Annotated in this window: 22 protein-coding genes; 16 read left to right on the top strand and 6 right to left on the bottom strand. The window is 62.9% G+C overall.

What is annotated here, in order from left to right:
* Positions 1-593: 593 nt before the first annotated feature.
* The 3 genes from C3418_RS14555 to C3418_RS14545 all read right to left on the bottom strand — a co-directional run bounded on the left by C3418_RS14555 (position 594) and on the right by C3418_RS14545 (position 4,465).
* Positions 594-2,615 carry an exoribonuclease II gene (locus tag C3418_RS14555; protein ID WP_103858784.1) on the bottom strand — a complete coding sequence of 674 codons (2,022 nt, stop codon included), beginning with the start codon at positions 2,613-2,615 and terminating at the stop codon, positions 594-596.
* An 86-nt stretch (positions 2,616-2,701) separates the two neighbouring features.
* A complete protein-coding gene (locus C3418_RS14550; protein ID WP_010672764.1) occupies positions 2,702-3,601 on the bottom strand; it encodes a LysR family transcriptional regulator ArgP in 900 nt (299 codons plus the stop codon).
* 150 nt (positions 3,602-3,751) lie between these two features.
* On the bottom strand, positions 3,752-4,465 hold the full coding sequence (locus C3418_RS14545) for an acyl-homoserine-lactone synthase (protein ID WP_374755705.1): 714 nt from the start codon (positions 4,463-4,465) through the stop codon (positions 3,752-3,754).
* A gap of 64 nt (positions 4,466-4,529) precedes the next feature.
* Between C3418_RS14545 and C3418_RS14540 the strand changes: the two genes are divergently transcribed.
* The 3 genes from C3418_RS14540 (at position 4,530) to C3418_RS14530 (ending at position 8,302) form a co-directional block, all read left to right on the top strand.
* Entirely contained in the window at positions 4,530-5,312 is a 783-nt protein-coding gene (locus C3418_RS14540) for a LuxR family transcriptional regulator (protein WP_010672766.1), read from the top strand.
* Positions 5,313-5,574: 262 nt separating this feature from the next.
* Entirely contained in the window at positions 5,575-6,195 is a 621-nt protein-coding gene (lysE, locus tag C3418_RS14535; RefSeq protein WP_103858783.1) for an L-lysine exporter, read from the top strand.
* Between the two features lie 127 nt (positions 6,196-6,322).
* Complete coding sequence (locus C3418_RS14530) at positions 6,323-8,302, top strand: bifunctional 2',3'-cyclic-nucleotide 2'-phosphodiesterase/3'-nucleotidase (RefSeq protein ID WP_043153994.1); 1,980 nt, start codon at positions 6,323-6,325, stop codon at positions 8,300-8,302.
* 114 nt (positions 8,303-8,416) lie between these two features.
* Here the strand turns inward: C3418_RS14530 and lpxL are convergent, their stop codons facing one another.
* Entirely contained in the window at positions 8,417-9,340 is a 924-nt protein-coding gene (lpxL, locus tag C3418_RS14525) for an LpxL/LpxP family Kdo(2)-lipid IV(A) lauroyl/palmitoleoyl acyltransferase (protein WP_052815073.1), read from the bottom strand.
* Positions 9,341-9,588: 248 nt separating this feature from the next.
* Here lpxL and hldE point away from each other — a divergent pair, with 248 nt between their 5' ends.
* On the top strand, positions 9,589-11,016 hold the full coding sequence (gene hldE / locus C3418_RS14520) for a bifunctional D-glycero-beta-D-manno-heptose-7-phosphate kinase/D-glycero-beta-D-manno-heptose 1-phosphate adenylyltransferase HldE (RefSeq protein ID WP_039039759.1): 1,428 nt from the start codon (positions 9,589-9,591) through the stop codon (positions 11,014-11,016).
* Between the two features lie 154 nt (positions 11,017-11,170).
* On the opposite strand, the gene tolC is transcribed toward hldE, so the two are convergent.
* Positions 11,171-12,496: an outer membrane channel protein TolC gene (tolC, locus tag C3418_RS14515; protein WP_029313618.1), complete on the bottom strand. Its 1,326-nt coding sequence runs from the start codon at positions 12,494-12,496 to the stop codon at positions 11,171-11,173.
* A gap of 306 nt (positions 12,497-12,802) precedes the next feature.
* On the opposite strand from tolC, the gene nudF reads away from it, so the two are divergent.
* The 11 genes from nudF to parC all read left to right on the top strand — a co-directional run bounded on the left by nudF (position 12,803) and on the right by parC (position 24,189).
* The gene (nudF, locus tag C3418_RS14510) at positions 12,803-13,444 is read left to right on the top strand and encodes an ADP-ribose diphosphatase (RefSeq protein WP_010672772.1); all 642 of its coding nucleotides are present in this window, start codon (positions 12,803-12,805) and stop codon (positions 13,442-13,444) included.
* A gap of 99 nt (positions 13,445-13,543) precedes the next feature.
* Positions 13,544-13,990, top strand: a complete 447-nt coding sequence (locus C3418_RS14505; RefSeq protein ID WP_039039758.1) for a DUF1249 domain-containing protein — start codon at positions 13,544-13,546, stop codon at positions 13,988-13,990.
* A gap of 27 nt (positions 13,991-14,017) precedes the next feature.
* The gene (gene cpdA, locus C3418_RS14500) at positions 14,018-14,836 is read left to right on the top strand and encodes a 3',5'-cyclic-AMP phosphodiesterase (RefSeq protein WP_039039757.1); all 819 of its coding nucleotides are present in this window, start codon (positions 14,018-14,020) and stop codon (positions 14,834-14,836) included.
* A gap of 9 nt (positions 14,837-14,845) precedes the next feature.
* The gene (locus tag C3418_RS14495) at positions 14,846-15,433 is read left to right on the top strand and encodes a YqiA/YcfP family alpha/beta fold hydrolase (protein WP_010672774.1); all 588 of its coding nucleotides are present in this window, start codon (positions 14,846-14,848) and stop codon (positions 15,431-15,433) included.
* 2 nt (positions 15,434-15,435) lie between these two features.
* Positions 15,436-16,059: an NUDIX hydrolase gene (locus C3418_RS14490; protein ID WP_103858782.1), complete on the top strand. Its 624-nt coding sequence runs from the start codon at positions 15,436-15,438 to the stop codon at positions 16,057-16,059.
* 36 nt (positions 16,060-16,095) lie between these two features.
* Positions 16,096-16,500: a GFA family protein gene (locus C3418_RS14485; protein WP_039039754.1), complete on the top strand. Its 405-nt coding sequence runs from the start codon at positions 16,096-16,098 to the stop codon at positions 16,498-16,500.
* Between the two features lie 171 nt (positions 16,501-16,671).
* A complete protein-coding gene (locus C3418_RS14480; RefSeq protein ID WP_039039819.1) occupies positions 16,672-16,914 on the top strand; it encodes a DUF1656 domain-containing protein in 243 nt (80 codons plus the stop codon).
* A complete protein-coding gene (locus C3418_RS14475) occupies positions 16,907-17,773 on the top strand; it encodes an HlyD family secretion protein (RefSeq protein ID WP_039039753.1) in 867 nt (288 codons plus the stop codon). The genes C3418_RS14480 and C3418_RS14475 overlap by 8 nt, the downstream gene beginning before the upstream one ends.
* A gap of 1 nt (position 17,774) precedes the next feature.
* Positions 17,775-19,778 (top strand): FUSC family protein, encoded by a 2,004-nt coding sequence (locus C3418_RS14470; RefSeq protein WP_103858781.1) that lies wholly within the window; start codon positions 17,775-17,777, stop codon positions 19,776-19,778.
* A 113-nt stretch (positions 19,779-19,891) separates the two neighbouring features.
* On the top strand, positions 19,892-21,811 hold the full coding sequence (gene parE / locus C3418_RS14465; protein ID WP_103858780.1) for a DNA topoisomerase IV subunit B: 1,920 nt from the start codon (positions 19,892-19,894) through the stop codon (positions 21,809-21,811).
* An 83-nt stretch (positions 21,812-21,894) separates the two neighbouring features.
* Positions 21,895-24,189, top strand: a complete 2,295-nt coding sequence (gene parC / locus C3418_RS14460) for a DNA topoisomerase IV subunit A (RefSeq protein WP_103858779.1) — start codon at positions 21,895-21,897, stop codon at positions 24,187-24,189.
* Between the two features lie 35 nt (positions 24,190-24,224).
* On the opposite strand, the gene C3418_RS24125 is transcribed toward parC, so the two are convergent.
* Positions 24,225-24,905: a hypothetical protein gene (locus tag C3418_RS24125; RefSeq protein ID WP_146054116.1), complete on the bottom strand. Its 681-nt coding sequence runs from the start codon at positions 24,903-24,905 to the stop codon at positions 24,225-24,227.
* 128 nt (positions 24,906-25,033) lie between these two features.
* Between C3418_RS24125 and C3418_RS14455 the strand changes: the two genes are divergently transcribed.
* Positions 25,034-25,256 (top strand): transposase (locus tag C3418_RS14455; protein ID WP_146054115.1); only part of this gene is annotated, 223 nt, incomplete at its 3' end.

Below are 25,256 nucleotides of genomic sequence, written 5' to 3'. Positions count from 1 at the left end.
GAGTTTTGCCGAACTCCCATCCCAGTCGTCTAAGCAACTTCAATCTACCAGCTTGTGATCAAATTAGGCTGAAAACGGGGTGTCTTGTGACCTGGATCTCAAATGCCCCGACCTCCCCCCTCCCGACATAGTGATGACGATCACAGTCAGTCGCTGTATTTCGGCTACATTTCGATCTTCTCGCCTCTTGGTGTCAATTTTTTGTGATTGATGTCTCGTTTTGTGGTTTGCGCAAATACGGTGTCAACGTGACTATCGTCACAAAATCAAATTTTGCACTCAAATGAGTCATGGTTTGTCGCCTCGTATTCGCAAGTAATGACGATGGATATGCCGCATTTCATCGTTAATCACCAATGAATCATTTATTTTGTAGCCCACTTTCAGTTTTTTCCCCGAGAGGATCGGTTCCGACAAGGCCTCTTGTGACGCCCGGGTGGCGGATCCTGATCCGCTCCCGTCTCGCTCCTCCCTGCCGGTAGCGACGCAGGCTGGGGCCTGCGAGCGGGTCTCCCATTCCGTCTGCCCGTGGAGCGCAGCCATAAAAAAAGCCCGCAGGATGCGGGCTTGTGCAGAGCAGACAAGCAGGGGGATCACTGCGCCTTGGGGGCCTCGTCGGCAGGCGCGGCATCGGCCTCGCTGGTCGGGGCGACCGGTGCCGGACCTGGCACCAGATCCACCGCCGGCTTGGCGATGAGGGAGCGGGTCTCTTCCACCGCCTCGGTCAGCTTCACCTCGATGATCTGGCCGAGCTCGTAGACCACCTCGGTCTTGTCCAGATAGACGCGGCCGTTGTCCCAGTTGCACTCCAGCCGATCCTTGTTGTCCAGGATATGGCGGGCGGGCATGAACACCACGGCGCCGTTCTCCTGCAGGCGCAGCTTGAGGCCGGCTCGCATCACGTCGATGATCTCGGCGTTGAACACCTTGTCGGTGCCCGCATCGGCCTTGAGGTAGCGCACATAGAGCCAGTCGCCGATGTCGCGCTCCACCATGCGGTGCAGGCGGCGGCAGGCGGTCAGGTGCTCGGTCAGCTCCAGGCTGGGGCGCTCACCCGGGGTCTTGCCGGCGATGACCGCCTTGAGTAGGCGATGGTTGACCATGTCGCCGTATTTGCGGATGGGGGAGGTCCAGGTGGCGTAGGCATCCAGACCCAGGCCGTAGTGGGCACCCGGTTCGGCGGACATCAGGGCATAGCTCTGGAAGCGGCGGATCTTGCCGTCCAGCCAGCGGGTGTCCAGGTTGTCTATCCAGCGTCGCAGGGCGCAGAAGCCGGAGAGGCTGGCGATCTCTTCCTTCTCGAACGGGGCCTCGGCGGTCTTGAGCAGCTCGATGGCGCCGTCCAGGGACTCCTCGTCAAAGCCGGTGTGGACGTTGAAGATGCCGTAGCCGACCTCTTTGCCCAGCACGCGGCCGGCGCAGATGTTGGCGGCGATCATCGACTCTTCCACCATGCGGTTGGCGATGCGGCGCGGCTCCACGTGGATGGCAAGCACTTCGCCGTCTTCACCCAGCTCGAAGTCGTAGTCGGGTCTGTCCGGGAACACCAGGGCGTGCTCGGTACGCCACTTGATGCGGGCCTCCGTCATCGCCTTCATCAGGGGCAGCTGGGCCAGGACGCCGGCGTCGATATCCAGCGCTTTGCCGTGCTCGGCCCAGTCGGAGACGTCGTCATAGGTGAGGCGGGCATGGGAGACGATGCGGGCGGCGAAGAACTCGGTCTCCTCCAGCAGCAGGCCATCCTCGGCGATGAGCAGACGGGCGCACAGGGTGTTACGCTCCTCGCCCTCTTTCAGGGAGCAGAGCTCGTCGGAGAGGGTGCGCGGGATCATGGGTACGTTGCGTCCCGGCATGTAGACGGTGAAGGCGCGCTGGGCGGCCTCCTTGTCCAGCTCGCTCCCCTCGGCCACATAGGCGGTCGGGTCGGCGATGGCCACCAGCAGCTCCCAGCCGTTCTCCAGCTTGGTGATGGCCAGGGCATCGTCCATGTCCTTGGTCTTGGCACCGTCGATGGTGAAGAAGGGAACCTGGGTCAGATCCCGGCGGGGCAGCTCTTCCTCTTCGATCACCTTCCACTCCGGCAGGTCCGCCGGTTCAATCTGGGCCAGGTTGTGGCGCGCCAGCACCACCCACCAGGGCACGTTGTGATCTTCCTGGGTGGCGATGAGCTGGGTGATCTCGGCGGAGAAGTTGCCGTCCACCAGGGCATGGCGCTTGAGGGTCGCCACCACCCAGTCCCCTTCCTTGAAGGATTTCTCGTCCAGACCCTTCTTGGCGCGGGCCTTGATGGCGTCCTTGATGAGGGGGTGGTCGGGCACCACGTTGAGGCGGTCGCGGAACATCTTGACGCGGCCGACGAAGCGGGTGACGGCCTGCTCCAGCAGGGCATCCGGCTCGGCCACCTCTTTCTCTTTTTCAGTGCGGATCAGGGCGCTCACCCGGTCACCGTGCATCACCTTCTTCATGTAGGGAGGCGGCACGAAATAGCTGGTCTTCTCATCGACCTCCAGGAAGCCGAAGCCCCGATCGGAGGCGCGGATCACACCCTCTTTCTTGGGGATGTTTTCGCGGATTTGTTGCTTGAGCTGGGCCAGCAGCGGATTGTCTTGGAACATAAATGGGGAACCTGAGTGGAGACCTGATGGTTAATCGCCCAGCACTATACGTTTTTACCCCCCCAAAGCCAAGGTGAATGGCCCCCTCAACGGGGTTGCAGTGCCCGTCGCCCCTGCTGGATCAGGCGCTGGGATATCTGCTTGTGCAGCCCCCGCTCCAGCACCCAGCGGTGCCAGTAGAGCTGCTCGACCAGGTGGTGATCCGGGTTGAGATCGAGCAGGCGCCCCTCTTCCAGTTGCTGGCGGATCTGCAATTCCGGGATGAGGCAGCAGGCCAGCCCCTGCTCCGCCATGGCGACGAAGGCCTCGGAGGATCGCACCGTGTGGCAGGGGTAGCCACCGGGGGGGAGGGCGAAATGACGGGCCATGTAGCTGATGTGCATGTCGTCGCGCTGATCGAAGGCCACCGCCGGCGCCTTGGCCAGGGCCGCCGCCGTGAGGCCGTTCGGGAAGTGGCGGGCGACGAAGGCGGGGCTGGCGGTGAGCAGATAGCGCATCTCGCCGAGTTCGTCGACGCAGCAGCCCGCCAGCGGCTGGGGTTGCAGGCTGACGGCGCCGAACGCCTGCCCCTCGCGCACCCGGTCCAGGGTGCGGCTCTCGTCATCCACCAGCAGGTTCAGCTCGATGGGGTATTGCTCCAGCAGTGGCGCCAGGGCGGGCAGGAACCAGGTGGCCAGGCTGTCGGCATTGACGGCGATGCTAACCCGGATGGGGGCCCTGGGCTCGTCGGGGGAGAGCTCGCCGGCCAGCTCCAGCTCCAGCTGGCGCACCTGGCGATAGTGGGCCAGCAGCTTCTGGCCGAGCCCCGTGGCCTGCAGCGGCTGGCTGCGGATGATGAGCGGCTCGGCAAACTGCTGCTCCAGCTGCTTGATACGCTGGGAGATGGCGGACTGGGTGATGTGCAGGCGCTGGGCGGCACGCTCGAAGTTTTGCTCCCGGATCACCGCGTCCAGGGCCAGCAGCAGCTTGTAGTCCAGCGTCTTCATCAGCATTCCTTATGAAAAAAGGGAGTTCAGCAAGAATGCTACTCAAGGGAGCGCCAGAGGACAACCCGACCGCCCCCATGGAGGGGGCCCGTCTCCGGGGCCGCCCCTGTGAGATGTGACAGTAGCCCTGAAATGAGATTCATAAGATACTCATCTAGTCCGTTTTTGCATGGGGTGGAAACGGACCATAGCGAGCGTCTTGAATCCCGGGCCGGTCCCGGGACTTTTTTTGCTCAGATGACGGCGAGCAGAGCATCCCCCGGCGGCCGGTAATGGCCCTGCAGGGGGGCGATGGACGGCGCGGTCGAAACGCTCGTCCAGGTGGAAGCGGATGCCGACCCCGCGCACGGCCCCCAGATCCACCGCCTGGCGATGGCCGAGGCGCTCGATGGGCAGGCCGAGGCGACGGAAGATGCGCTCCACCGGCAGGCTGACCACGGCCACCAGCTCGCGGATCCCCTGCTCCCTGGCGAAGGCCAGCACCTCGCGGAAGATGACGCAGGTGAGTTCGCTGATACCGTTCTCCAGGCGAGGGGCCTGGTCGGCGTCGATGGCGAGGCGGGTCAGCTCCCACACGTCGTTGCCGCGCGGGGGGGCTTCGCCAGCGAGGGCGGTGGGGAAGATGCTGGGCAGCATGTAATCCTGGGCGCAGCTGAGCAGGCGGATGCAGCCGCACAGCCCCTGCTTGTCTTCAATCAGCACCCAGTGGGTGTCGGGCTTGTCGAAGTTGTCCCGCTCCAGGCCACGGCGGGATTCCACGTCCCAACCGAGTCGATCGGAGAAGACGCGGTTGCGAAATCGGTAGAGCTCGTTTTCGACCTCCCATCTGGGGTGTTCTTTCAATTTTCCTTTGAAAACAAGCATTCATGTCTCTCCATTTCATGGTTAGGCGCTATAATCCAAGGCCTTGGCCAGGGGAGGCTTGCCTATGACACGCGACCAACTGCTTGAGTACCTGGAACATTTCACGCTGGTGACCGATGGCAACCGGTTGTCCGAGCTCATCGGCCGCTTCACCCTGGGAATGGGTTACGACTACTACCGCTTCGCCCTCATCCTGCCCATGTCGATGCAAAGGCCCAAGGTGGTGCTGTTCAACCAGTGCCCCGACTCCTGGGTACAGGCCTACACCCTGAACAACATGCTGGCATGCGATCCCATCATCCAGCTCGCCCGCAGGCAGACCCTGCCCATCTACTGGAACCGGCTGGACGAGAAGGCGCGCTTCCTGCAAGAGGGGAGCATGGATGTGATGGGGCTGGCGGCGGAATTCGGGTTGCGCAACGGCATCTCGTTCCCGCTGCACGGGGCGGCGGGGGAGAACGGCATACTCTCTTTCATCACCCGGGAGCGGGCGTCGAGCGATCTGATGCTGGAGTCCTCGCCCATCCTCTCCTGGATGTCCAACTACATCTTCGAGGCGGCGATCCGGATCGTGCGCCAGAGCATGAGGGAGGACGATCCCCAGGAGCCCCTGACGGAGCGGGAGACCGAGTGCCTGTTCTGGGCCAGCGAAGGGAAGACATCGGGGGAGATCGCCTGCATCCTCGGCATCACGGAGCGCACCGTGAACTACCACCTCAATCAGGTCACCCGCAAGACGGGGTCGATGAACCGCTACCAGGCCATCGCCAAGGGGGTGAGCAGCGGCATCCTGCTGCCGAACCTGGAGCAGGTGGTGGTCACCAACTTCCCCTCCCTGCTGCAGTGAATACAGGCCCGGCGGCACCGGCTCGTCGCCTGGCATCCCCTCTGTCGCCATCACCGCTGTCCTGCGCCGTCCCATCCTGCCGCCGATTCTCGGGGCGGGGCTGTGACCCCACAATTGTCAGATCCTGCAATTGACAACCTTCTTTGTGTGGTTTCGGCCCGGTTTTCATCAGTTTTATGAATGCATCAGAAAATGAATGAATTTCTCTGATTGCCCGCGCCCCCTTATAGTGCGTTTCTCTCTTTCACAGGAACGCATCCCCATGTTCGCCACCACCCTGCAAGGCTTTACCCTCGGCCTTGCTATGATCATCCCCATCGGGGCCCAGAATGCCTTCGTGCTGAGCCGGGGCATTCACCGCAATCACCACCTGCTGACGGCGACCCTCTGCTGCCTGTGCGACCTCGTGCTGATCGGCATCGGGGTGTTCGGCGGGGCCAACCTGCTGGCAGCCAGCCCGATCGGCCTGGCCCTGCTGACCTGGGGCGGCGTGCTCTTCCTCGGCTGGTTCGGTATCCGTTCCCTGCGCAGTGCCTGGCGCGGCCAGGAGGCGGCCCTGGCGGACTCGCCCCGGTTGATGGGGGTGAAGAGCGTGCTGGCCATGACCCTCGGAGTGACCCTGCTCAATCCCCACGTCTACCTGGATACCCTGATGCTGCTTGGTTCCTTCGGCAGCCAGTTTGCCGAGGAGCTCAGACCCGCCTTCGCGGCGGGGGCCATGCTGGCCTCCCTGGTGTGGTTCTACGGGCTGGCCTTCGGGGCGGCGGCGCTTTCCCCCTGGCTCGCCCGGGGCAGGGTGCAGCAAGCCATTGATCTTGTTGTAGGTCTCATCATGCTGGTGCTGGCGGTCAAGCTGGCCAGCGGGGCTCTGTTGGCCTCATAAGGCTATTTTTGTGCCGGGCTTCATAAAAATGAGTCCCGGTGCCATCTGCTGACATATTCGTCTGTTAAATTCCCGGCGCTGGTAAAGCGTTACTCATAATAAAAGGGAAAAAACAGTGAATAACACCATGAAGCTGGGGGCTATTGCCGCCATCGTGCTGCTGTCTGCCTGCAGCAACGAGAATGACAGCAAGGCGCAGCCGGGGACCGTCTCCCTGCGCCTGATCCAGACCTCCGACATCCACTCCAACGTGCTGGGGTACGACTACTACCAGAACAAGGAGGATCGCAAGTTCGGCCTCTCCCGCACCGCCCTGCTGATCCGCGCCGCCCGCGCCGAGAACCCCAACAACCTGCTGCTCGACAATGGTGACCTCATTCAGGGCACGCCGCTGGCGGACTACATCTTCGAGCAGTCCGGTGCCGGCTATCTCGAGAAGCAGGCGCACCCGGTGTTCAAGGCGATGAACGAGCTGGGTTACGACGCGGGCAACCTGGGCAACCACGAGTTCAACTACGGCCTGGACTACCTTGGCAAGGTACTGGCGGGAGCCGACTTCCCCTATGTGAACGCCAACGTGTTCGAGGCGGGGGCCTTCAAGCGCGATGCCAAGGGACAAATTGACTGGAGCGGCAACAAGTTCACCCCCTATCTGCTGCTGGAGCGCGAGGTGACCGATGACAAGGGCCAGCGCCAGCGCGTCAAGGTGGGCATCCTGGGTCTGACCCCGCCCCAGGTGCTGCAGTGGGACAAGCGTCATCTGGAGGGCAAGGTGGTGGTGGCCGACATGGTCGAGACCGCCAATCACTATGTGCCCGAGCTGCGCGCCAAGGGCGCCGACATCGTGGTGGTGGTGGCTCACACCGGCATCAATGCCAGCAGCTATGAGGCCATGATGGAGAACTCCGCCTGGCATCTGGCCAAGGTGAAGGGGGTGGACGCCCTGATGCTGGGCCACGCCCACAAGAACTTCCCCGGGGACTTCCCGGATCTGCCGGAGGTGGACAACCAGGCCGGTACCCTGAGCGGCATTCCCACCGTGATGCCCGGCTACTGGGGCAACCACCTCGGCATCATCGACCTCAAGCTGGAACAGGTGGACGGCAAGTGGCAGGTGAAGCAGAGCCAGGCCAGCCTGCGCAAGATAGACGCCAGCGAGGGCAGTGCGGTGGATCAGCGGGTGGTGGACCTGGTGCAGGCCGACCACGACGCCACCAACCAGTGGCTGGACGAGCCGCTCGGCAAGATCACCTCCCCCATCCACAGCTTCTTCGCCCTGGTGCAGGACGACCCCTCGGTGCAGCTGGTGAGCGATGCCCAGCGCCGCCACGCAGAGCAATTGCAACAAGACGGCCTGCTCAAGGAGTCCTACCCGATCCTCTCGGTGGCGGCCCCCTTCCGTGGCGGTCGCAACGGCATCAATGACTTCACTTACGTGGCTCAGGGTGACATCTCCCTGCGCAACGTCTCCGACCTTTACATCTATCCGAACACCCTGCAGGTGGTCGAGGTGAACGGGGCCACCGTCAAGGAGTGGCTGGAGATGAGCGCCGGCCAGTTCAACCAGATCGACACCGGCAAGACCGGGGTGCAGTGGCTGGTGAACGAGAGCTTCCCCACCTACAACTTCGATGTGATTGACGGGGTCAGCTACGAGGTGGACATCACCCAGCCGGCCCGCTACAGCAAGGACGGGGTCAAGGTGAGCGACGGCCAGCGCATCAGCGGCCTCACCTTCAACGGCCAGCCCGTGGACCCGGCCCAGAAGTTCTACGTGGTGACCAACAACTACCGTGCCAGCGGCGGCGGCCACTTCCCGGGCATCGACGGCAGCAACATAGTGCATGAAGATCCCTTCGAGACGCGGGAGATCATCGCCCAGTACCTGAAGGCCCAGTCTGCGGACAACCCGGCCGGCTTCAGCCCGGCGGCCAACAACAACTGGCACATGAAGGCCCTGCCCGCCAACGTGGACGTGCGCCTCTACTCCTCGCCGACCGACGAGGCCAAGGCCTTGGCGGGGGCGGATCTGTCGTACCAGTCCACCCTGCCGATGGATGACGCCAAGCACCCCGGCTACGCCATCTACCGCCTGATCCGCCAGTAAGGCAGACGCTGGCAGCCAACAAATAAGCCCTCGCAGTGCGAGGGCTTTTTCATGGGGCGCGGTGCCATCCTGCCCTGTCGTCTGGACTTGCCCGGTCGACGGGGCGGGAGGGCATCAGTAGTAGCCGGGATCGTCCGGATTGGGGCGGGTCTTGAAGCGGCGGTGCAGCCACATGTACTGCTCCGGCGCCTTGCGCACGGCGGCTTCAATTTCGCGGTTGGCGCGGCTGGCATCCGCCAGGTCGTCACCGCTCGGGTAGTCTGCGAGCGGGGCCCCGATATGCAGGGTGTAGCCCTCCCGGGTGCGGATGTTGTAGCAGGGCAGGGTGACAGTGTTCTTCACCCGGGCCAGGGTGGCGGTACCCGTGATGGTGGCGGCCTGCTCCACCGCGAAGTAGGGCACGAAGACGCTGGCATGGCTGCCGTAGTCGTGATCCGGTGCATACCAGAGGGCGTCGCCGTTGCGCAGCGCCTTGATCATCCCCTTCACGTCCATCCGGTCCACCAGGTATTTGTTGGAGGCGCAGCGACCGTGGTACTGGGCGTACTCCAGCACCGGATTGGTGTTGGGGCGATAGACGCCGACCCCGGGGCGCACCAGGCCGAAGCAGCGGGCATTGAGCTCCAGCGTCAGGAAGTGGCAGGAGAGCAGCAGCATCCCCTGGCCCTTCTCCATGGCGTTGATGACGTGCTCTTCCCCTTCCACCTTCATCAGGCGGCGCATCCGCCAGTCTGGCCAGAACCAGGCCATGCCCACCTCGAAGATGGCGCAGCCCACGCTCTCGAAGTTCTGCATCAGGAGGGCTTCGCGCTCATCCCGGCTGAGCTCGGGCATCGCCAGCTCCAGGTTGCGGCGGGCAATCTTGACGCGGGATTTCAGCAGCTTGCGGGCCAGGGTGCCGAGCTGGCGGCCCAGCCACATCTGACTGCGCCAGGGCAGCAACACCAGCAGCCAGAGCAGGGAGAGGCCCAGCCAGCTCCCCCAGTAACGGGGATGGAACAGACGGGGTTCGAGGCGGGGAGCGTGTTCTTGGGCCATGAAGAGTCTCTTGTTCGCAAAGGCAAAGGGGGGAGTCCGACCGAACCGGGGGGCCTGTGTGGGGTGGCCCGGCGCGGATGCGGTCACTCGCATGTCGAGGATTCTATCCGAAAAGCGGGGGCGGGCGCGAATCGCCGTCATCTGGTCAGAGGGGGCGTCAGGGGGCAGGGCCGTGCTTTTTTCACGCCCCGGAAAAGAGTGTGATAAAATCGGCCGCTGAATTTTTCAGGTTTTGAGAGCCGATACAGATGAAAATCACCCTGCCCGAGTTTGAAAAAGCCCGCATCCTGGTCGTTGGCGATGTCATGTTGGATCGCTACTGGCATGGCCCTACCGGCCGGATCTCCCCCGAGGCACCGGTCCCCGTGGTCAAGGTCGAGCACATCGAGGAGCGCCCGGGTGGCGCCGCCAACGTGGCGCTCAACTCCGCCGCCCTCGGCGCCCAGGCCGTGCTGCTGGGCCTGACCGGTCAGGATGAAGCCGCCGATGCCCTCGCCAGCCAGATGGCCGGGGTCAAGGTGGCCTGTGATTTCGTGCGCCTGACCGACTATCCGACCATCACCAAGCTGCGAGTGCTGTCCCGCAACCAGCAACTGCTGCGTCTCGACTTCGAAGAGGCCTTCCACGACGTGGATGCCAGCCTGCTGATGGGTAAGGTGGAGCAGGCGCTGCCCCAGGCGGACGTGATGATCCTCTCCGACTACGGCAAGGGCGCCCTCAACGATGTGCCCGGCATGATCCGGCGTGCCCGCGCCGCCGGCATTCCCGTGCTGGTCGACCCCAAGGGGACCGATTTCGAGAAGTACCGTGGTGCCACCCTGCTGACCCCCAACATGTCCGAGTTCGAGGCCGTGGTGGGCAAGGTGAAGGGGGAAGAAGACCTGGTCGCCAGGGGGCTGGAGCTGGTCAAGCGCTTCGAGCTGGACGCTCTGCTGGTCACCCGTTCCGAGAACGGCATGACCCTGATCCGCGAAGGGCAGCCCGAGCTGCACCTGCCGGCCCAGGCCCACGAGGTCTATGACGTCACCGGTGCCGGTGACACCGTCATCTCCACCCTGGCGACTTCCCTTGCCGCAGGCAAGAGTCTGGATGAGGCCTGCGCCCTGGCCAACACCGCCGCCGGCATCGTGGTCGGCAAGTTGGGGACCTCCACCGTGAGCCCGGTGGAGCTGGCCAACGCCCTCTACACCGAGCAGGAGACCGGCTTTGGCGTCATGTCCGAGGCCCAGCTCAAGGTGGCCGTCCAGGCCGCCCGTCTGCGCGGCGAGAAGGTGGTGATGACCAACGGCTGCTTCGACATTCTGCACGCGGGTCATGTCTCCTATCTGGCCAATGCGGGCAAGCTGGGGGACCGCCTGATCGTGGCGGTGAACACCGACGAGTCCGTGCGTCGCCTCAAGGGGCCGGGTCGCCCGGTCAACCCGACCGAGCGCCGTATGACTGTGCTGGCGGCCCTGGGTGCCGTGGACTGGGTGGTCCCCTTCAGCGAAGACACTCCCCAGCGTCTGATCGCCGAGATCCTGCCAGACCTCCTGGTCAAGGGGGGCGACTACAAGCCCGAAGAGATCGCCGGTTACGCCGAGGTGACCGCCAATGGCGGCGAGGTGCGGGTGCTGAACTTCGAGGACGGCTGCTCCACCACCGACATCATCAAGACCATCCGCGAGCGCGGATAAGCGTAAAACCCGGCCAAGGCCGGGTTTTTTGATGGGGCTGCCGGGTCGGTGACATGGCCGCTGCCTGGCAGGCCCCGACCAACGCACTTCCAGCGGCGAACAGAGATGAAAAAGGCGACCCCGGGGTCGCCTTTTCTCATGGTGTGCGCCTGACTCAGGACTTCTTGGTGACCTGGGCGGCGGGCATCAGACCCTGGTTCACCTCTTCCAGATCCTTCTGCTCCAGGATGCCGGCGGCCTGCTTGAGGGAGAGGATGCTGAGGATGTAGTTGTAGCGGGCCTCGGAGAGCTTCTGCTTGGCCTGATACAGCTTGCGGGTGGAGTCCAGCACGTCGACGATGGTGCGGGTACCCACCTCGTAACCGGCCTCGGTCGCTTTCAGGGCGCTGTCGGCGGAGATGACGGACTGGCTGTAGGCGCGGACCGAGCCGATGCTGGCGTTCACGTTGTTGTAGGAGGAGCGGACCGTGCTCTGCACCGAGCGGAAGCTGCGCTCGAGCTGTTCGCTGGCGGCCACGTAGTTGAACTGTGCCTGCTTGACTTGGGAGGTGGTGGCCCCGCCGGTGTAGATGGGCAGCTTGAAGTTCAGGCCGATGTTGCCCTGATTGCTGTTGCTCTCGGGGTTGCGGATCTCGTCCTTGTAATCGTTGTAACCGGCGTTCAGGCCGGCGCCCAGATCCAGGGTCGGTTCATGACCGGTCTTGGCCAGATCGATCTGCTCCTTGGCGATGTCCTTGCCGATGCGGGCGCTGTGCAGCTCCAGGTTCTTGTCCAGGGCCAGCTCCAGCCACTTGTCGGAGTTGAACGCGGTCTTCTGCGGGCTGAAGCGATCGGTGTTGAGCACGTCCAGTTGACGGTGGTCGATACCGGTCAGCTCGCGCAGGCTCTCGTAGCTGTTGTCCAGGGTGTTCTCGGCATTGATCTCGTCCGCCAGCGCCTGATCGCGCTCGGCCTCGGCTTCGTGCACGTCGGTGATGGCGGTCAGGCCCACTTCGAAGCGCTGCTGAGTCTGTTCAAGCTGACGCTCGACCGCGGTCTTGTTGGCACGCACGAATTCCAGGGTATCCATGGCCTTGAGCACGTCGAAGTAGGCCTGGGCGGTACGCAGCATCAGGTTCTGGTACTCGAGGTTGTAGGCCACGTCGGACTGGGTGGCGCTCTTCTCGGTCAGATCCAGGTTGACCCAGTTGCTGCGACGGTAGATGGATTGATCCAGGGTCACGGAGCCGGTAGCGCCCGTGTTGGTCATGGTGTCGTTCTTGTTTTGCAGGTAGTTCAGGCCGGCGCCCAGGTTGATCTGGGGCAGCAGGGCTGCACGGGATTCGTTGATCTTCTCGAAGGCCTGGTCCCGCTTGGCCTTGGATTCCAGCAGCTGGGTGTCCTTGATCTGGGCCTGTTGGTAAATATCGAGCAGGTTTTCGGCATGAGCGGCGCCGCTCACACCCAGCATCACCATGACTGACAAGAGTGTTCTTTTCATATGATAGTTTTAACCTTTTGTATCAACCCAAAGCTGTCCGCTGGATGAAGGGGGGATTGTCACCGACCAAGCTTGATTTCAGCTTAACCACTCTACTATAAGCAGATTTCATTGCGAACTGTCTCTTTTCCAGCTGCGGAAACGTCAAGGTCCGGGGCGAGTTTTCTCGGCAACGCGCCTAGCCAAATGCCCTGTGGCTGCTAAAATCCTTCCCTCATCGTCGGCGAGAGCGAGTGAATGAATGTTCATTCATGCCCCCGAATATTATGGTCAAACCAAGCCAAGTCAAGCTGGCAGGAGTCTCGAATGTCACAGCAAGCCTTGCCTCAAACCTGCCACTACTCCAGCGATGATGTGAAAATCATTGAAAAATCAGCTGGATATAATGGCTTCTTCAAGGTGAATGTCTACCGCCTGCAACACAGGCTGTTTGCCGGTGGCTGGAACGCCCCCATCGTCCGGGAACTGTTCGAACGTGGCCATGCCGCCGCCCTGCTGCCTTATGATCCGGTGCGGGACGAGATCGTGCTGGTGGAGCAGTTTCGCATCGGCGCCATGGAGACCAGCGCCACCCCCTGGCTGCTGGAGCTGGTGGCCGGCATCATCGATGAAGGGGAGACCGCCGAGGCAGTGGTGCGGCGCGAAGCGGTGGAAGAGGCAGGGATCGAGGTGGGACGCTGCGAACACGCCATCAGCTATCTGGTGAGCCCGGGTGGCAGCACCGAGCGCATCGAGGTGTTCGTGGGCGAGGTGGATGCCAGTCAGGCCAAGGGGATCCACGGTCTGGCTGAAGAGGGGGAAGACATCCGGGTCCACGTGGTGAGCCGCGAGCAGGCCTATGCCTGGCTCAAAGAGGGGCGCATCGACAATGCCGCCTCCGTCATCGCCCTGCAGTGGCTGGCCCTGAATCACGGCGAGCTGCGGGCACGCTGGTTGGCGGGGCGCTGAGGTGACGCTCGTTCAGACCCGGGTCAGGTGCCCTGTGTCCGACTGGAACACTGTGCAGTGGGTCCACCCTTCATGGACCCTGATTGAGGGAGCCGCGACATGTCATTAGTCCAGAGCCCGATGAAGCGCTATGTGCCTGATTTGATGTCCTTGCAGCGTACCTGCGAGGTCAATTACATGGCGCTGATGAAACTGTTGCCGCCCGGCGGCAGCGTGGGTGCCGAGCGCCGCTATCAGGTCGGCAACGGCCTGCAGTTCCAGCTCACGGTGACCGAGGAGAGCCGCTTCACCAGCCAGGTGATCCTGGCCCAGCACAACCCCGAATTGCCGAGCTACTTGCAAGCCCGGATAGAGATTCGTTTGTATCATGATGTGCGAATGGCGGAAGTGTGTGCGGCGCAACAGATTTCAATGTTGCAACCACGTTATGATTATCCCAATCAAAAAATGCATCACAGGGATGAAAAGGAGCAGGTAAATCTATTCTTGGCCGATTGGTTGAGATTTTGTCTCAAACACGGCACCAGCCTGATTAACATCCTCTAGTCGAACCCATAAAAAAGAAGCGTGATTTTGGAAACAGAGCTACCTCAGGCGCCGGACGGCAGTGTGCGCCTGTTACAGATTACCGATACCCATCTCTTCGCCAGTGCCGAGGGGCGGCTGCTGGCCGTGCCCACGGCGCAGAGTCTGGCCGCCGTGCTGGAGCGGGTGCAGGCCAACGAGCACCCGTTCGATCTCATCCTCGCCACCGGGGATCTCTCCCAGGATCACAGCCCGGAGTCGTACCAGCGCTTCGCCTCCATGATGGCGCCCCTGGCTCGCCCCATCTACTGGTTGCCCGGCAACCACGACGACGGCCCCCTGATGACCGAATACCTCCATGCGGCCGGCATCAGCGAGGCCAAGCAGCTGGTGGGGGATCACTGGCAGGTGATCCTGCTGGATACCCAGGTGCGCGGCAAACCCCACGGGGTGCTGGGGGATCACCAGCTGGCGGCCCTGGATCAGGCCCTGCGCCAGCATCCCGAGCGCCATGCCCTCATCGCCCTGCACCATCAGGCGGTGCCGGTGGGCTGCGCCTGGCTGGATCAGCACAACCTCAAGAATGCCGACGACCTGTTCGCCGTGCTGGCCCGCCACCCGCAGCAGAAGACCATCCTGTTCGGCCACGTCCATCAGGAGTTTGACGAGGTGCACCACGGAGTGCGGCTCATCGCCAGCCCCTCTACCTGCATCCAGTTCAAGCCGCTCTCCGACGGTTTCGCACTGGACGAATCCGGCCCTGGCTGGCGCTATCTCACCCTGCACCCGGATGGCCGGGTGGCGAGTCAGGTGTGGCGCCTGCCGCTGGGGCAGTTCGTGCCCGATCCCAATGCCACCGGTTACTGAGGGGTTGCCATGAAGCCCGTCCTGCTCTATCTGCACGGTTTCAATTCATCCCCCGGCTCGGCCAAGGCGCAGCAGATGGCGGCCTGGGTGGCAGAGAACAGGCCCGATATCGAGGTGGTGATCCCTGCCCAGCCCAACACCCCGGCGGCCGCCTGGGCTGCCATCGAGCAGGCCATCGCCGACCTGAAGGCCCGCCACGGCAGCGCCCTGCGACTGGGCGCCGTGGGCAGCTCCCTCGGTGGCTTCATGGCCACGCGAGTGAGCGAGATGTACGGTTGCCGCGCCGCCCTCATCAACCCGGCGGTGCGCCCCCACGAGCTGCTCTGCGACTACCTCGGCCCCCAGACCAACCCCTACAGCGGCGAACGCTATGAACTGCTGCCTGTGCACATGGACGAGCTGAGAGCGCTGGCGGTGCCGGTGACTGCCCCCGAGCGGCTCTGGGTGCTGCAACAGCAGGAGGACGAGGTACTCGACTATCGCAAGGCGCTGGACGAATACCGCTTTGCCCGTCTCTCCCTGGAGTGCGGCGGCGATCACGCCTTCACAGGCTTCGAGCGCTACCCCGCCCAGATCGTCCGTTTCCTCGGGCTCTAGCCGTGCAACCGCCGTTGGCCGCCTTCCTCGAACAGGTGCTGGCCACGGCCCAGGCGGGGCTCACCTACTCCCGCGATCCCTTCGACATCGCCCGCTTCGAGGCGCTGCGAGCGGCCACGGTGACGCTCATCGCCAGCCAGAGCGAGCTGGCTCCCGACGCCATCGGCGACTGGATTACCCTCGATAGCGGCTATCCCACCCCCAAGCTCGATGTGCGGGCCTTCATTCAGAACGACGCGGGCCATGTCCTGCTGGTGCAGGAGCGCAGTGACGGTTGCTGGACTCTGCCGGGGGGCTGGTGCGACATCGGCGATTCGCCGGCGGACGCCGTGGTGCGCGAAGTGGTGGAGGAGACCGGCCTCGTCTGTCGGGCGGTGCAGCTGCTGGCGTTGTTCGACAAGCTCAAGCATCCCCATCCCCCGCAGCTGCCCCACGCCCACAAGGCCTTCTTCCTGTGCGAGGTGACGGGGGGCGCTCTGCTTACCGACACCGATGAAACCAAAGGGGCGGGGTACTTCCCCATCGACGCCTTGCCCGAACTCTCCCGCCACCGGGTGGTGGCGTCCCAGTTGCGCACCCTGCATGACCATCTGTCGCAGGGGCGGGGGGATACCCTGTTCGATTAACCGGTTCGCAGCCTGACACTGCGGCAAGGAGGCAGCATGATCACACGCATCGGCAATACCCCCATCCAGAAGAAACACAAGGCAAGCTGCCACTGCGGCGCCGTGGTGCTGGAGCTGACCCTGCCGGATGGCGTGGTGGATCCGCGCCGCTGCGACTGCTCCTTCTGTCGGCGGCGTGGGGCCATCGTCGCCTCGGTGCCGCTCTCCGGCATCCGCATCCTGCAAGGGGAGGCGGCGCTTCGCTGCTACCAGTTCAACACCCGCACCGCGAAACACTATTTCTGCAGCGTCTGCGGCATCTACACCCATCACCAGCGCCGATCCAATCCGGCGGAATATGGCTACAACCTCGCCTGTCTGGAGGGGGTCAACCCGTTCGATCTGGGAGAGGTGCCGACCCGGGACGGGGTGCATCACCCGGCAGATACCGTGGCCGATTGAACGCGAGGTGACTGCCCCGACGGGTGGCGGGGAGGACGGGCGAGGTGTTGCTGCTCCACTCCCGTGACGACGCCTCAGGGGGTCATCTGCTTGTGTAGCCCCCGCCATGGCTGTGTTAACCTTGCCCTGTCCGTCTCCCGGCGGACCCCGACCTCTCTCTTCATTCCATCTCTGCCAACAGGGGGCACACCCGTGACGACTGCTTCAGCGCTGCCGGATCTGATCCTCGGGGCCTCGCTCTACTTTCCGCCCCTGTTCAAGGCCGTGCTGCTCGGCCTGCTGGGCTGGCTGCCGCTGCACCATCTGCTGCGGGACTGGCTCTACGGCGGCGAGGTCTGGCACCCCCTGCTGATGGATCTCTCCCTCTTCATCCTCGCCGTCAGCGGCGCCCTATGGATATTGCTACATGGCTAAATCACCCCTTGCGACCCTCAAATACTTCTCCACCCTGCTGGTCTTTGCCCTGGCGCTGGTGTCGCTCTGGTGGCTGTGGAACGACTACATGCAGGGGCCCTGGACCCGGGATGGCAAGGTGCGGGCCGAGCTGGTCAGCATCACGCCCCAGGTGTCGGGCAAGATCGTCAGGATAGGGGTCAAGGACAACCAGCTGGTGAAGGCGGGGGACCTGCTCTTCACTCTGGATCCCGAGCCCTATCGCATCGCGCTGGACAACGCCAGCGCGGCCCTGGCCAAGGCCAGGTCGGATCTCGACAAGGCGGAGCACGAGGCGAATCGTCGCCAGAGCCTCTCCCGCACCGTCATCTCCGCCGAGGCGGTGGATGAATCCAGGCTCAATGCCCAGGCGATGAAGGCGGCCTATGAGGTGGCCCAGGCCAATCTGGAGCAGGCCAGATGGTCCCTTGCCCGGACCGAGGTCCATGCCGCGAGCGACGGCTACATCACCAATCTGCAGGCCAGGGTCGGCAACTACGCCACCGCCGGGGTGCCCCTGGTGGCCCTGATAGACACCCACTCCTTCTATGTGCAGGGCTATTTCGAAGAGACCAAGCTCAGGCACATCGCCCCCGGCAAACCGGCCGAGGTGGTGCTCTACAGCGGGGATCGGGTACTCAGGGGGGAGGTGGAAAGCATAGGGCGCGCCATTCACGATCAGAGCCTGGAAGGCAGCGAGGGGCTGCTGCTCGACGTCAAGCCGAACGTGCCCTGGGTGCGTCTGGCCCAGCGGGTGCCGGTGCGGATCAGGCTGCTGGCGATTCCCCCGGATCTGGTCTTGATCGCGGGCACGACCTGTACCATCACCATAGGGGACTAGAGTGATCCCCTCGCTCTGGCGCCAGACCCCCTGGGGCAAGGCCAACGGCGGCCAGTGGCGCTACGCCCTGCGCAATGCCCTGGCCATGTGCCTGTCGCTCTGGCTGGCGTTCGTGCTGCAACTCGACTCTCCCTACTGGGCCATGACCTCCGCCGCCGTGGTGAGCTTTCCCACCGTGGGGGGCGTCATCAGCAAGAGCCTGGGGCGGGTGGTGGGCAGCCTCATCGGCGCCATGGCGGCGGTGATGATCACCGGCCTTGGCATCGGTGATCCCTGGCTCTTCAGCCTGCTTATCGCCCTCTGGCTGGGGGGTTGCACCTACATCTCCAACCACCATCAGAACAACGTCTCCTACGGTTTCGCCCTGGCGGGCTATACCGCCGCCATCATCGCCTTCTCCTGCGTCAACCTGACCGACCCGCAACATATCTTCGACATCGCCCAGGCCCGGGTGAGCGAGGTGATCGTCGGCATCCTCTGCGGCGGCCTGATGATGATGATCCTGCCGAGTTTCTCCGATGGCGAGACCCTGCTGGACTCCCTTGGCAAGAGCCAGACCCGGCTGCTGGAACATGCCCAGCTGCTCTGGCTCGGGGAGACGGGCGCCGATGTGCGCACCGCCCACGAGGGGGTGATCGGTCAGATCCTCACCCTGAACGTGCTGCGCATCCAGGCAGTCTGGAGCCACCACCGCCTGCGTCGCCACAACCAGTTGCTGAACTATCTGCTCCATCGCCAGCTGAGGATGGTCAGCCTCATCTCGGGGCTGCGCCGCATGCTGCAACACTGGCCAGAGGACGCAGTCGACCCGGCCCCCATGCTGGCCGCCGTGCTGCGGGAGCTGGGACAGGGGGGCTGCGACAAGCTGCGCATCGCCCGCCTGATGGCGCCCTTCGTGGCCCGTTCGGGGGACGATTATCGCTGTCAGGCCTTCTGGCTGCGGCTGCGCCACTTCTGCTGGAGCTACCTGGAGTGTCAGCGCTGGCTGGAAAGGCTGGCCCGCCACGATGGTCAGGAGTGGCCGGCGCCGCCGCGCCACAGCTCTCTGACCAGCCACACCGACGGCCTGGAGGCGGCCTACAACGGGGGGCGTACCTTCCTCTGCGTGATGCTTGGCTGCACCTTCTGGATCCACACCCAGTGGGATGCGGGCGCCGCGGCCCTGACCCTGCTCGCCATCTGCTGCGTGCTCTATTCCGCCACCCCGGCCCCGGCGAAGGGGGCCCAGACCATGCTCAAGGCCATCGTGCTGCTCAGCTTTATCTGCTTCGGGGTCAAGTTCGGGCTGATGATCCGCATCGACGACTTCTGGATCTTCTGCGCCCTGCTGTTCCCCGCCCTCATCACCTTGCAACTGCTGAAATTGCAGCGACCCCAGGGGGCGGCGCTCTGGGGCCAGCTCATCGTGCTGCTCGGCTCCTTCCTCGCCATCACCAATCCGCCGAGCTACGACTACCTCGCCTTCGTCAACAGCAGCCTCGCGCAGGCATTGGGGGTGATGAGTGCCGGACTGGCGTTCCAGCTCCTGAGGCCCAGCTCGGATCGGCGCAAGAGCCGCCGCCTGATGCATCGTCTGCGGCGGGATTTCGTGGACCAGCTGGCCCCGGCCCCGCAGCAGAGCGAGGGGGAGTTTGAATCCCGGGTCTATCACGCGGTGAGCCAGCTCAGCCAGAGTCAGGATCAGGGGGCCCGGCTCTGGGTGCTGCGCTGGGGCGTGGTGCTGCTCAATTGCAGCCACATCGTCTGGCAGCTCAGGCTCTGGCGCAGCCGGGATCCGGCCCTCTATCTGGTGCGGGACGGCTGTCTGCGCTGCCTGAAAGGGATTCTGACCGAAGGGGGCGTGCAGCACGAGACCCTGGGGCGCACCCTGGCGGAGCTGGACCGCATCAGCCTGGGGCTGGGGGAACATGCAGACCCGGCGGCCCGGGCTCTGGCGGGGCTGGTGTGGCGACTCCACTGCTCCCTCTCCCAGCTTGTGCAGGCCCTGCCCGGGGAACCCGCCTGATCCCGGGCGGGGAGGCCGGAGCCCCTCTGGATCACCCTTTGCCACAGACGAGTTTGTCCCAGCCCCGCTCAGCGAGTAAGATTCTCCCCAAACGTCAATTCGCAAGGCCCTCCATGTCCACTCAATACAATGCGGATGCCATTGAGGTCCTCAATGGCCTTGAACCGGTGCGTCGCCGCCCCGGCATGTACACCGACACCACCCGGCCCAATCACCTCGGCCAGGAGGTCATCGACAACAGCGTCGACGAGGCGCTGGCGGGTCACGCCCGCAATCTGGAGGTGATCCTGCACGAGGATCAGTCCCTCGAGGTGATCGACGACGGTCGCGGCATGCCGGTGGACATCCACCCGGAGGAAGGGGTCTCCGGCGTGGAGCTGATCCTCTGCAAGCTGCACGCGGGGGGCAAGTTCTCCAACAAGAACTATCAGTTCTCCGGTGGCTTGCACGGTGTGGGGATCTCCGTGGTGAACGCCCTCTCCGATCGGGTCGAGGTGACGGTGCGCCGGGACGGCCAGGTCTATGACATCGCCTTCGAGCGGGGCGAGAAAGTGCAGGAGCTGACCATCACCGGCACCTGCGGACGCCGCAACACCGGCACCCGGGTGCGCTTCTGGCCAGAGGCGCGCTACTTCGATTCGCCGCGCTTCTCGGTCTCCAAGCTCGAGCACCTGCTCAAAGCCAAGGCCGTGCTCTGCCCGGGCCTCACCATCAAGTTCCTCGACAAGAACACCGGCATCAAGCTTGAGTGGTGCTACGAAGACGGCCTCAAGGATTACCTCATCGATGCGGTCAAGCAGTTCACCTGCCTGCCGGAGCAGCCCTTCGTCGGCTCTTTCAGCTCCGAGCAGTCGGCGGTGGACTGGGCCCTGTGCTGGTTGCCGGAAGGGGGCGAGTGCCTCGCCGAATCCTATGTGAACCTCATTCCCACCGCGCTCGGTGGCACCCACGTCAACGGCCTGCGTCAGGGGCTGCTCGACGCCATGCGCGAGTTCTGCGAGTTCCGCAACCTCTTGCCCCGCGGGGTCAAGCTGACCCCGGAAGACATCTGGGATCGCTGCGCCTACATCCTCTCCATCAAGATGCAGGACCCGCAGTTTGCCGGCCAGACCAAGGAGCGACTGTCGTCCCGCCAGAGCTCGGCCTTCGTGTCGGGCGTGGTGAAGGATGCCTTCAGCCTTTACTTGAACAGCAACACCGAGCTGGCCGAACAGCTGGCGGAGCTCTGCATCTCGAGCGCCCAGCGCCGGATGCGCGCCGCCAAGACGGTGGTGCGCAAGAAGATAACCCAGGGCCCGGCCCTGCCCGGCAAGCTGACCGACTGCGGCTGCGCCGATCCCATGCAGGGTGAGCTCTTCCTGGTGGAGGGTGACTCCGCGGGCGGCAGTGCCAAGCAGGCGCGGGATCGCGAATTCCAGGCCATCATGCCCCTGCGCGGCAAGATCCTGAACACCTGGGAGGTGGAGGCCGGTCAGGTGCTCGCCTCCCAAGAAGTGCACGACATCTCGGTGGCCATCGGGCTCGACCCCGACTCCGACGACCTCAGTGGCCTGCGCTACGGCAAGGTGTGCATCCTGGCGGATGCGGACTCGGACGGTCTGCACATCGCCACCCTGCTTTGCGCCCTCTTTGTGAAGCACTTCCGCACGCTGGTGGAGAAGGGCCATGTCTATGTGGCCATGCCGCCCCTCTATCGTATCGACATCGGCAAGGAGGTCTTCTACGCCCTCGACGAGGACGAGAAGAACGGCGTGCTGCAGCGGGTCGAAGCCGAGAAGAAGAAGGGCAAGGTGATGGTGACCCGATTCAAGGGCCTGGGTGAGATGAACCCGAAACAGCTGCGGGAAACCACCATGGATCCCAACACCCGCCGCCTGGTGCAGCTCACCATGGGCGCGGAAGGGGGGGCAGAAGGGGAAGATGGGGAAGATGGGGACGAGACCCTGCAACTGATGGACATGCTGCTGGCCAAGAAGCGCGCCGGTGATCGTCGCGAATGGCTCGAAGAGAAGGGCAACCTCGCCATCATCTAAGCCGTAGGCCGGCCCTCTCGGGGCCGGCAAGCATTTAGCCGGAGTCGCCCTGTGGCGGCTCCCGAACCGAAAGAGATAATCACATGAGTGATGCCATCGAGCTCAGTCTGGACGGGGTAGAGCGCCAGCCAATGCGCACCTTTACCGAACAGGCTTACTTGAACTACTCCATGTACGTCATCATGGATCGGGCCCTGCCGCATATCGGCGACGGCCTCAAACCCGTGCAGCGGCGCATCATCTACGCCATGAGCGAGCTGGGTCTGTCGGCTCTCTCCAAGCACAAGAAATCCGCCCGTACCGTGGGTGACGTGCTGGGTAAGTACCACCCCCACGGCGACAGCGCCTGTTACGAAGCCATGGTGCTGATGGCCCAGCCCTTCTCCTACCGCTACCCGCTGGTGGACGGTCAGGGCAACTGGGGTGCGCCGGACGATCCCAAATCCTTCGCCGCCATGCGTTATACCGAGGCGCGGCTGTCGCGCTTCTCCGAGCTGCTGCTCTCCGAGCTCGGCCAGGGCACGGTGGAGTGGACGCCGAACTTTGACGGCACCATGAAAGAGCCCGTGGTGCTGCCCGCCCGCCTGCCCCACATCCTGCTCAACGGGGTGACCGGCATCGCGGTGGGGATGGCGACCGATATCCCACCCCACAACGCGCGGGAAGTGGCCCACGCCTGTGTGGAACTGCTGGATAACCCCAATGCCGGCCTGGATGCCCTGATGGCCCATGTGCAGGGGCCGGATTACCCGACCAGTGCCGAGATCATCACGCCCCGCGACGACATCCGCAAAATCTACGAGACCGGCAAGGGCTCCATCAAGCAGCGAGCGGTGTGGAGCGAAGAGGATGGCGATATCGTCATCACCGCGCTGCCCCATCAGGCCTCAGGCGCCAAGATCATGGAGCAGATCGCCGCCCAGATGGTGGCCAAGAAGCTGCCCATGGTGACCGATCTGCGGGATGAATCGGACCACGAGAACCCGACCCGTCTGGTGATCGTGCCGCGCTCCAACCGGGTGGACGTGGAGGGGCTGATGGCCCACCTGTTCGCCACCACTGACCTGGAGAAGAACTACCGGGTCAACCTCAACATCCTGGGTCTGGACAACCGACCCCAGGTGAAAGACCTCAAGACTATCCTCACCGAGTGGCTGAGTTTTCGCCGTGAGACGGTGCGCCGCCGCCTGCAATATCGCCTCGACAAGGTGCTGGCTCGCCTGCACATCCTCGAAGGCTTGCTGATCGCCTATCTCAACATCGACGAGGTGATCGAGATCATCCGCACCGAGGAAGAGCCGGGCCGGGTGATGATGGAGCGCTTCAACATCAGCGAGACTCAGGCCGAGGCGATCCTCGAGCTCAAACTGCGCCACCTGGCCAAGCTCGAAGAGTTCAAGCTGCGCGCCGAACAGAACGAACTGGCGGAAGAGCGCGACAAGCTGGAACTGATCCTGGGTTCCGAGCGCCGTCTCAGCACATTGCTCAAGAAAGAGATCCTGGCGGATGCCGAGAAGTACGGCGACGATCGCCGTACCCCGCTGGTGGAACGTGCCACCGCCGTCGCCTTGACCGAGAAGGAGCTCACCCCGAGCGAGCCGGTGACCGTGATCCTCTCCGACAAGGGGTGGGTGCGCGCCGCCAAGGGCCACGACGTGGATGTGGAGGGCCTCTCCTACAAGGCGGGAGATGGCTATCTCGCCCACGCCCATGGCCGCAGCAACCAGCAGGCGGTGTTCCTCTCCACCCTGGGACGTACCTACTCCCTGGAGGCGCACACTCTGCCCTCCGCCCGCAGTCAGGGCGAGCCGCTCACCGGCCGCTTCGCGCTGGGGGCAGGGGAAGAGGTGCGCCATCTGGTGATGGGCAACGAGGGCGAGCCGTACCTCATCTGTTCTGACGCCGGTTACGGCTTCGTCTGCAAGTACGATGACCTGATCGGTAAGAACAAGAACGGCAAGGCGCTGCTGACCGTGCCGGAAGGGGGCATCGTCATGGCGCCCCAGAAGATAGGCGCGCCGGACACGGATCTCTGCATGGCCATCTCCAACGAGGGTCGCATGCTGCTGTTCCCGCTCAATACCCTGCCGGTACTCGGCAAGGGCAAGGGCAACAAGCTCATCAGCATCCCCTCGGCTCGCGTGAAGGCGCGGGAGGAGTTTATGGTGATGGCGGCCGTCATCCCGCAAGGCCAGTCCGTCACCCTGTTTGCCGGCAAGCGCAAGCTCACCCTCAAACCGTCTGATCTTGACTACTACCGCGGCGAGCGCGGCCGCCGCGGCGCCAAGCTGCCCCGCGGTCTGCAGCGCGTCGATCGCATCGAGATTGAACCCGCTGCCGGTGTCGACCCGGTAGCCGGAGAAAATCAGGAAGGGTAATAAAGAGAAAGGGCGCGAAAGCGCCCTTCTTATTACTAGGCTATACATTCGAAATCTAAGACGGCCGCACTATTACACTTTTCTTCTTCAGTTATTTCAGTTGTCAGAAGTAATGAATGTTCTCTTGAGTATTTGAACATCCTATCTATTTTTGCGTGTAATAAACAAATTTCATTTCTACGGCTGATAAAGGTTCTTTGTGTCACCAATAGGTTATCATCCTTGAGTGTACGAAACCTCGAACTTATTATTTGTTTGTCTGAAAGTATCGATGCCATGAACTTAGCCTCAGATTCTTGCTCATGAATCATGCAGTTTTTAAATGCATCGAAGATCCATTCTGCTGGTCTATTTGGGACTAGGTTGTTATTTTTAGATAATTTTTTTAAAGTATCTTTTTTCCATTCTTGATGCTCCATCTTTAAATATTCAGCTAAGGCAATACAGTATTCACTAAGCTCTGATAATGCCAAGGGAAGTAGAGACTTTTCCGCAATTAAGCTCCTCTCTCGCTTTTTATTTTCGATATATTGTGTCGCATAAATAGCCAGCATAGCTGCAAGAAGAGCAATCATACCTGAGTTTAGTGTCTGCCATCTGTCCCAAACACGTTGAGTTTCAACCCAGTTAAAATTTGAGCTGAATACCGGGTAGGCAATCATTGCGATAAGCCATACAGCAATAAAAATGGAAACCAACCTTGTAATTAACTTCATTGTTTTTCGTTCCATCACGTAACGAGGCTGGTTCATCGTATTAAAAGAATAATGGTACCTGATTACCCATGATTAGCAGTCACCACGAGCTATACTGATCTTACGTACAGTTACTGAGGTGCGAGATCATGGCCAAAAGCAAAGTCCAATTCCAGAAAGGCTACAGCCTGTTTGATTTTTTCAAGGACTATGGCACTGAAGCGCAGTGCGAAAACGCGCTGCTTGCTTGGCGTTTTCCGAACGGTTTCATCTGTCCTGAGTGCGCCAACAAGACCTGCTGTCGCCTGAAAAGTCGGCCACGCGTGCTGCAATGCAATAACTGCCGTCACCAGATGTCATTGACTGGAAACA

The organism is Aeromonas sp. ASNIH8 (assembly GCF_002919855.1).
GTDB classification, from domain to species: domain Bacteria; phylum Pseudomonadota; class Gammaproteobacteria; order Enterobacterales; family Aeromonadaceae; genus Aeromonas; species Aeromonas caviae.
The sequence above is the reverse complement of the archived record's forward strand: the minus strand, read 5'-3'. Positions and strand labels throughout refer to the sequence as shown.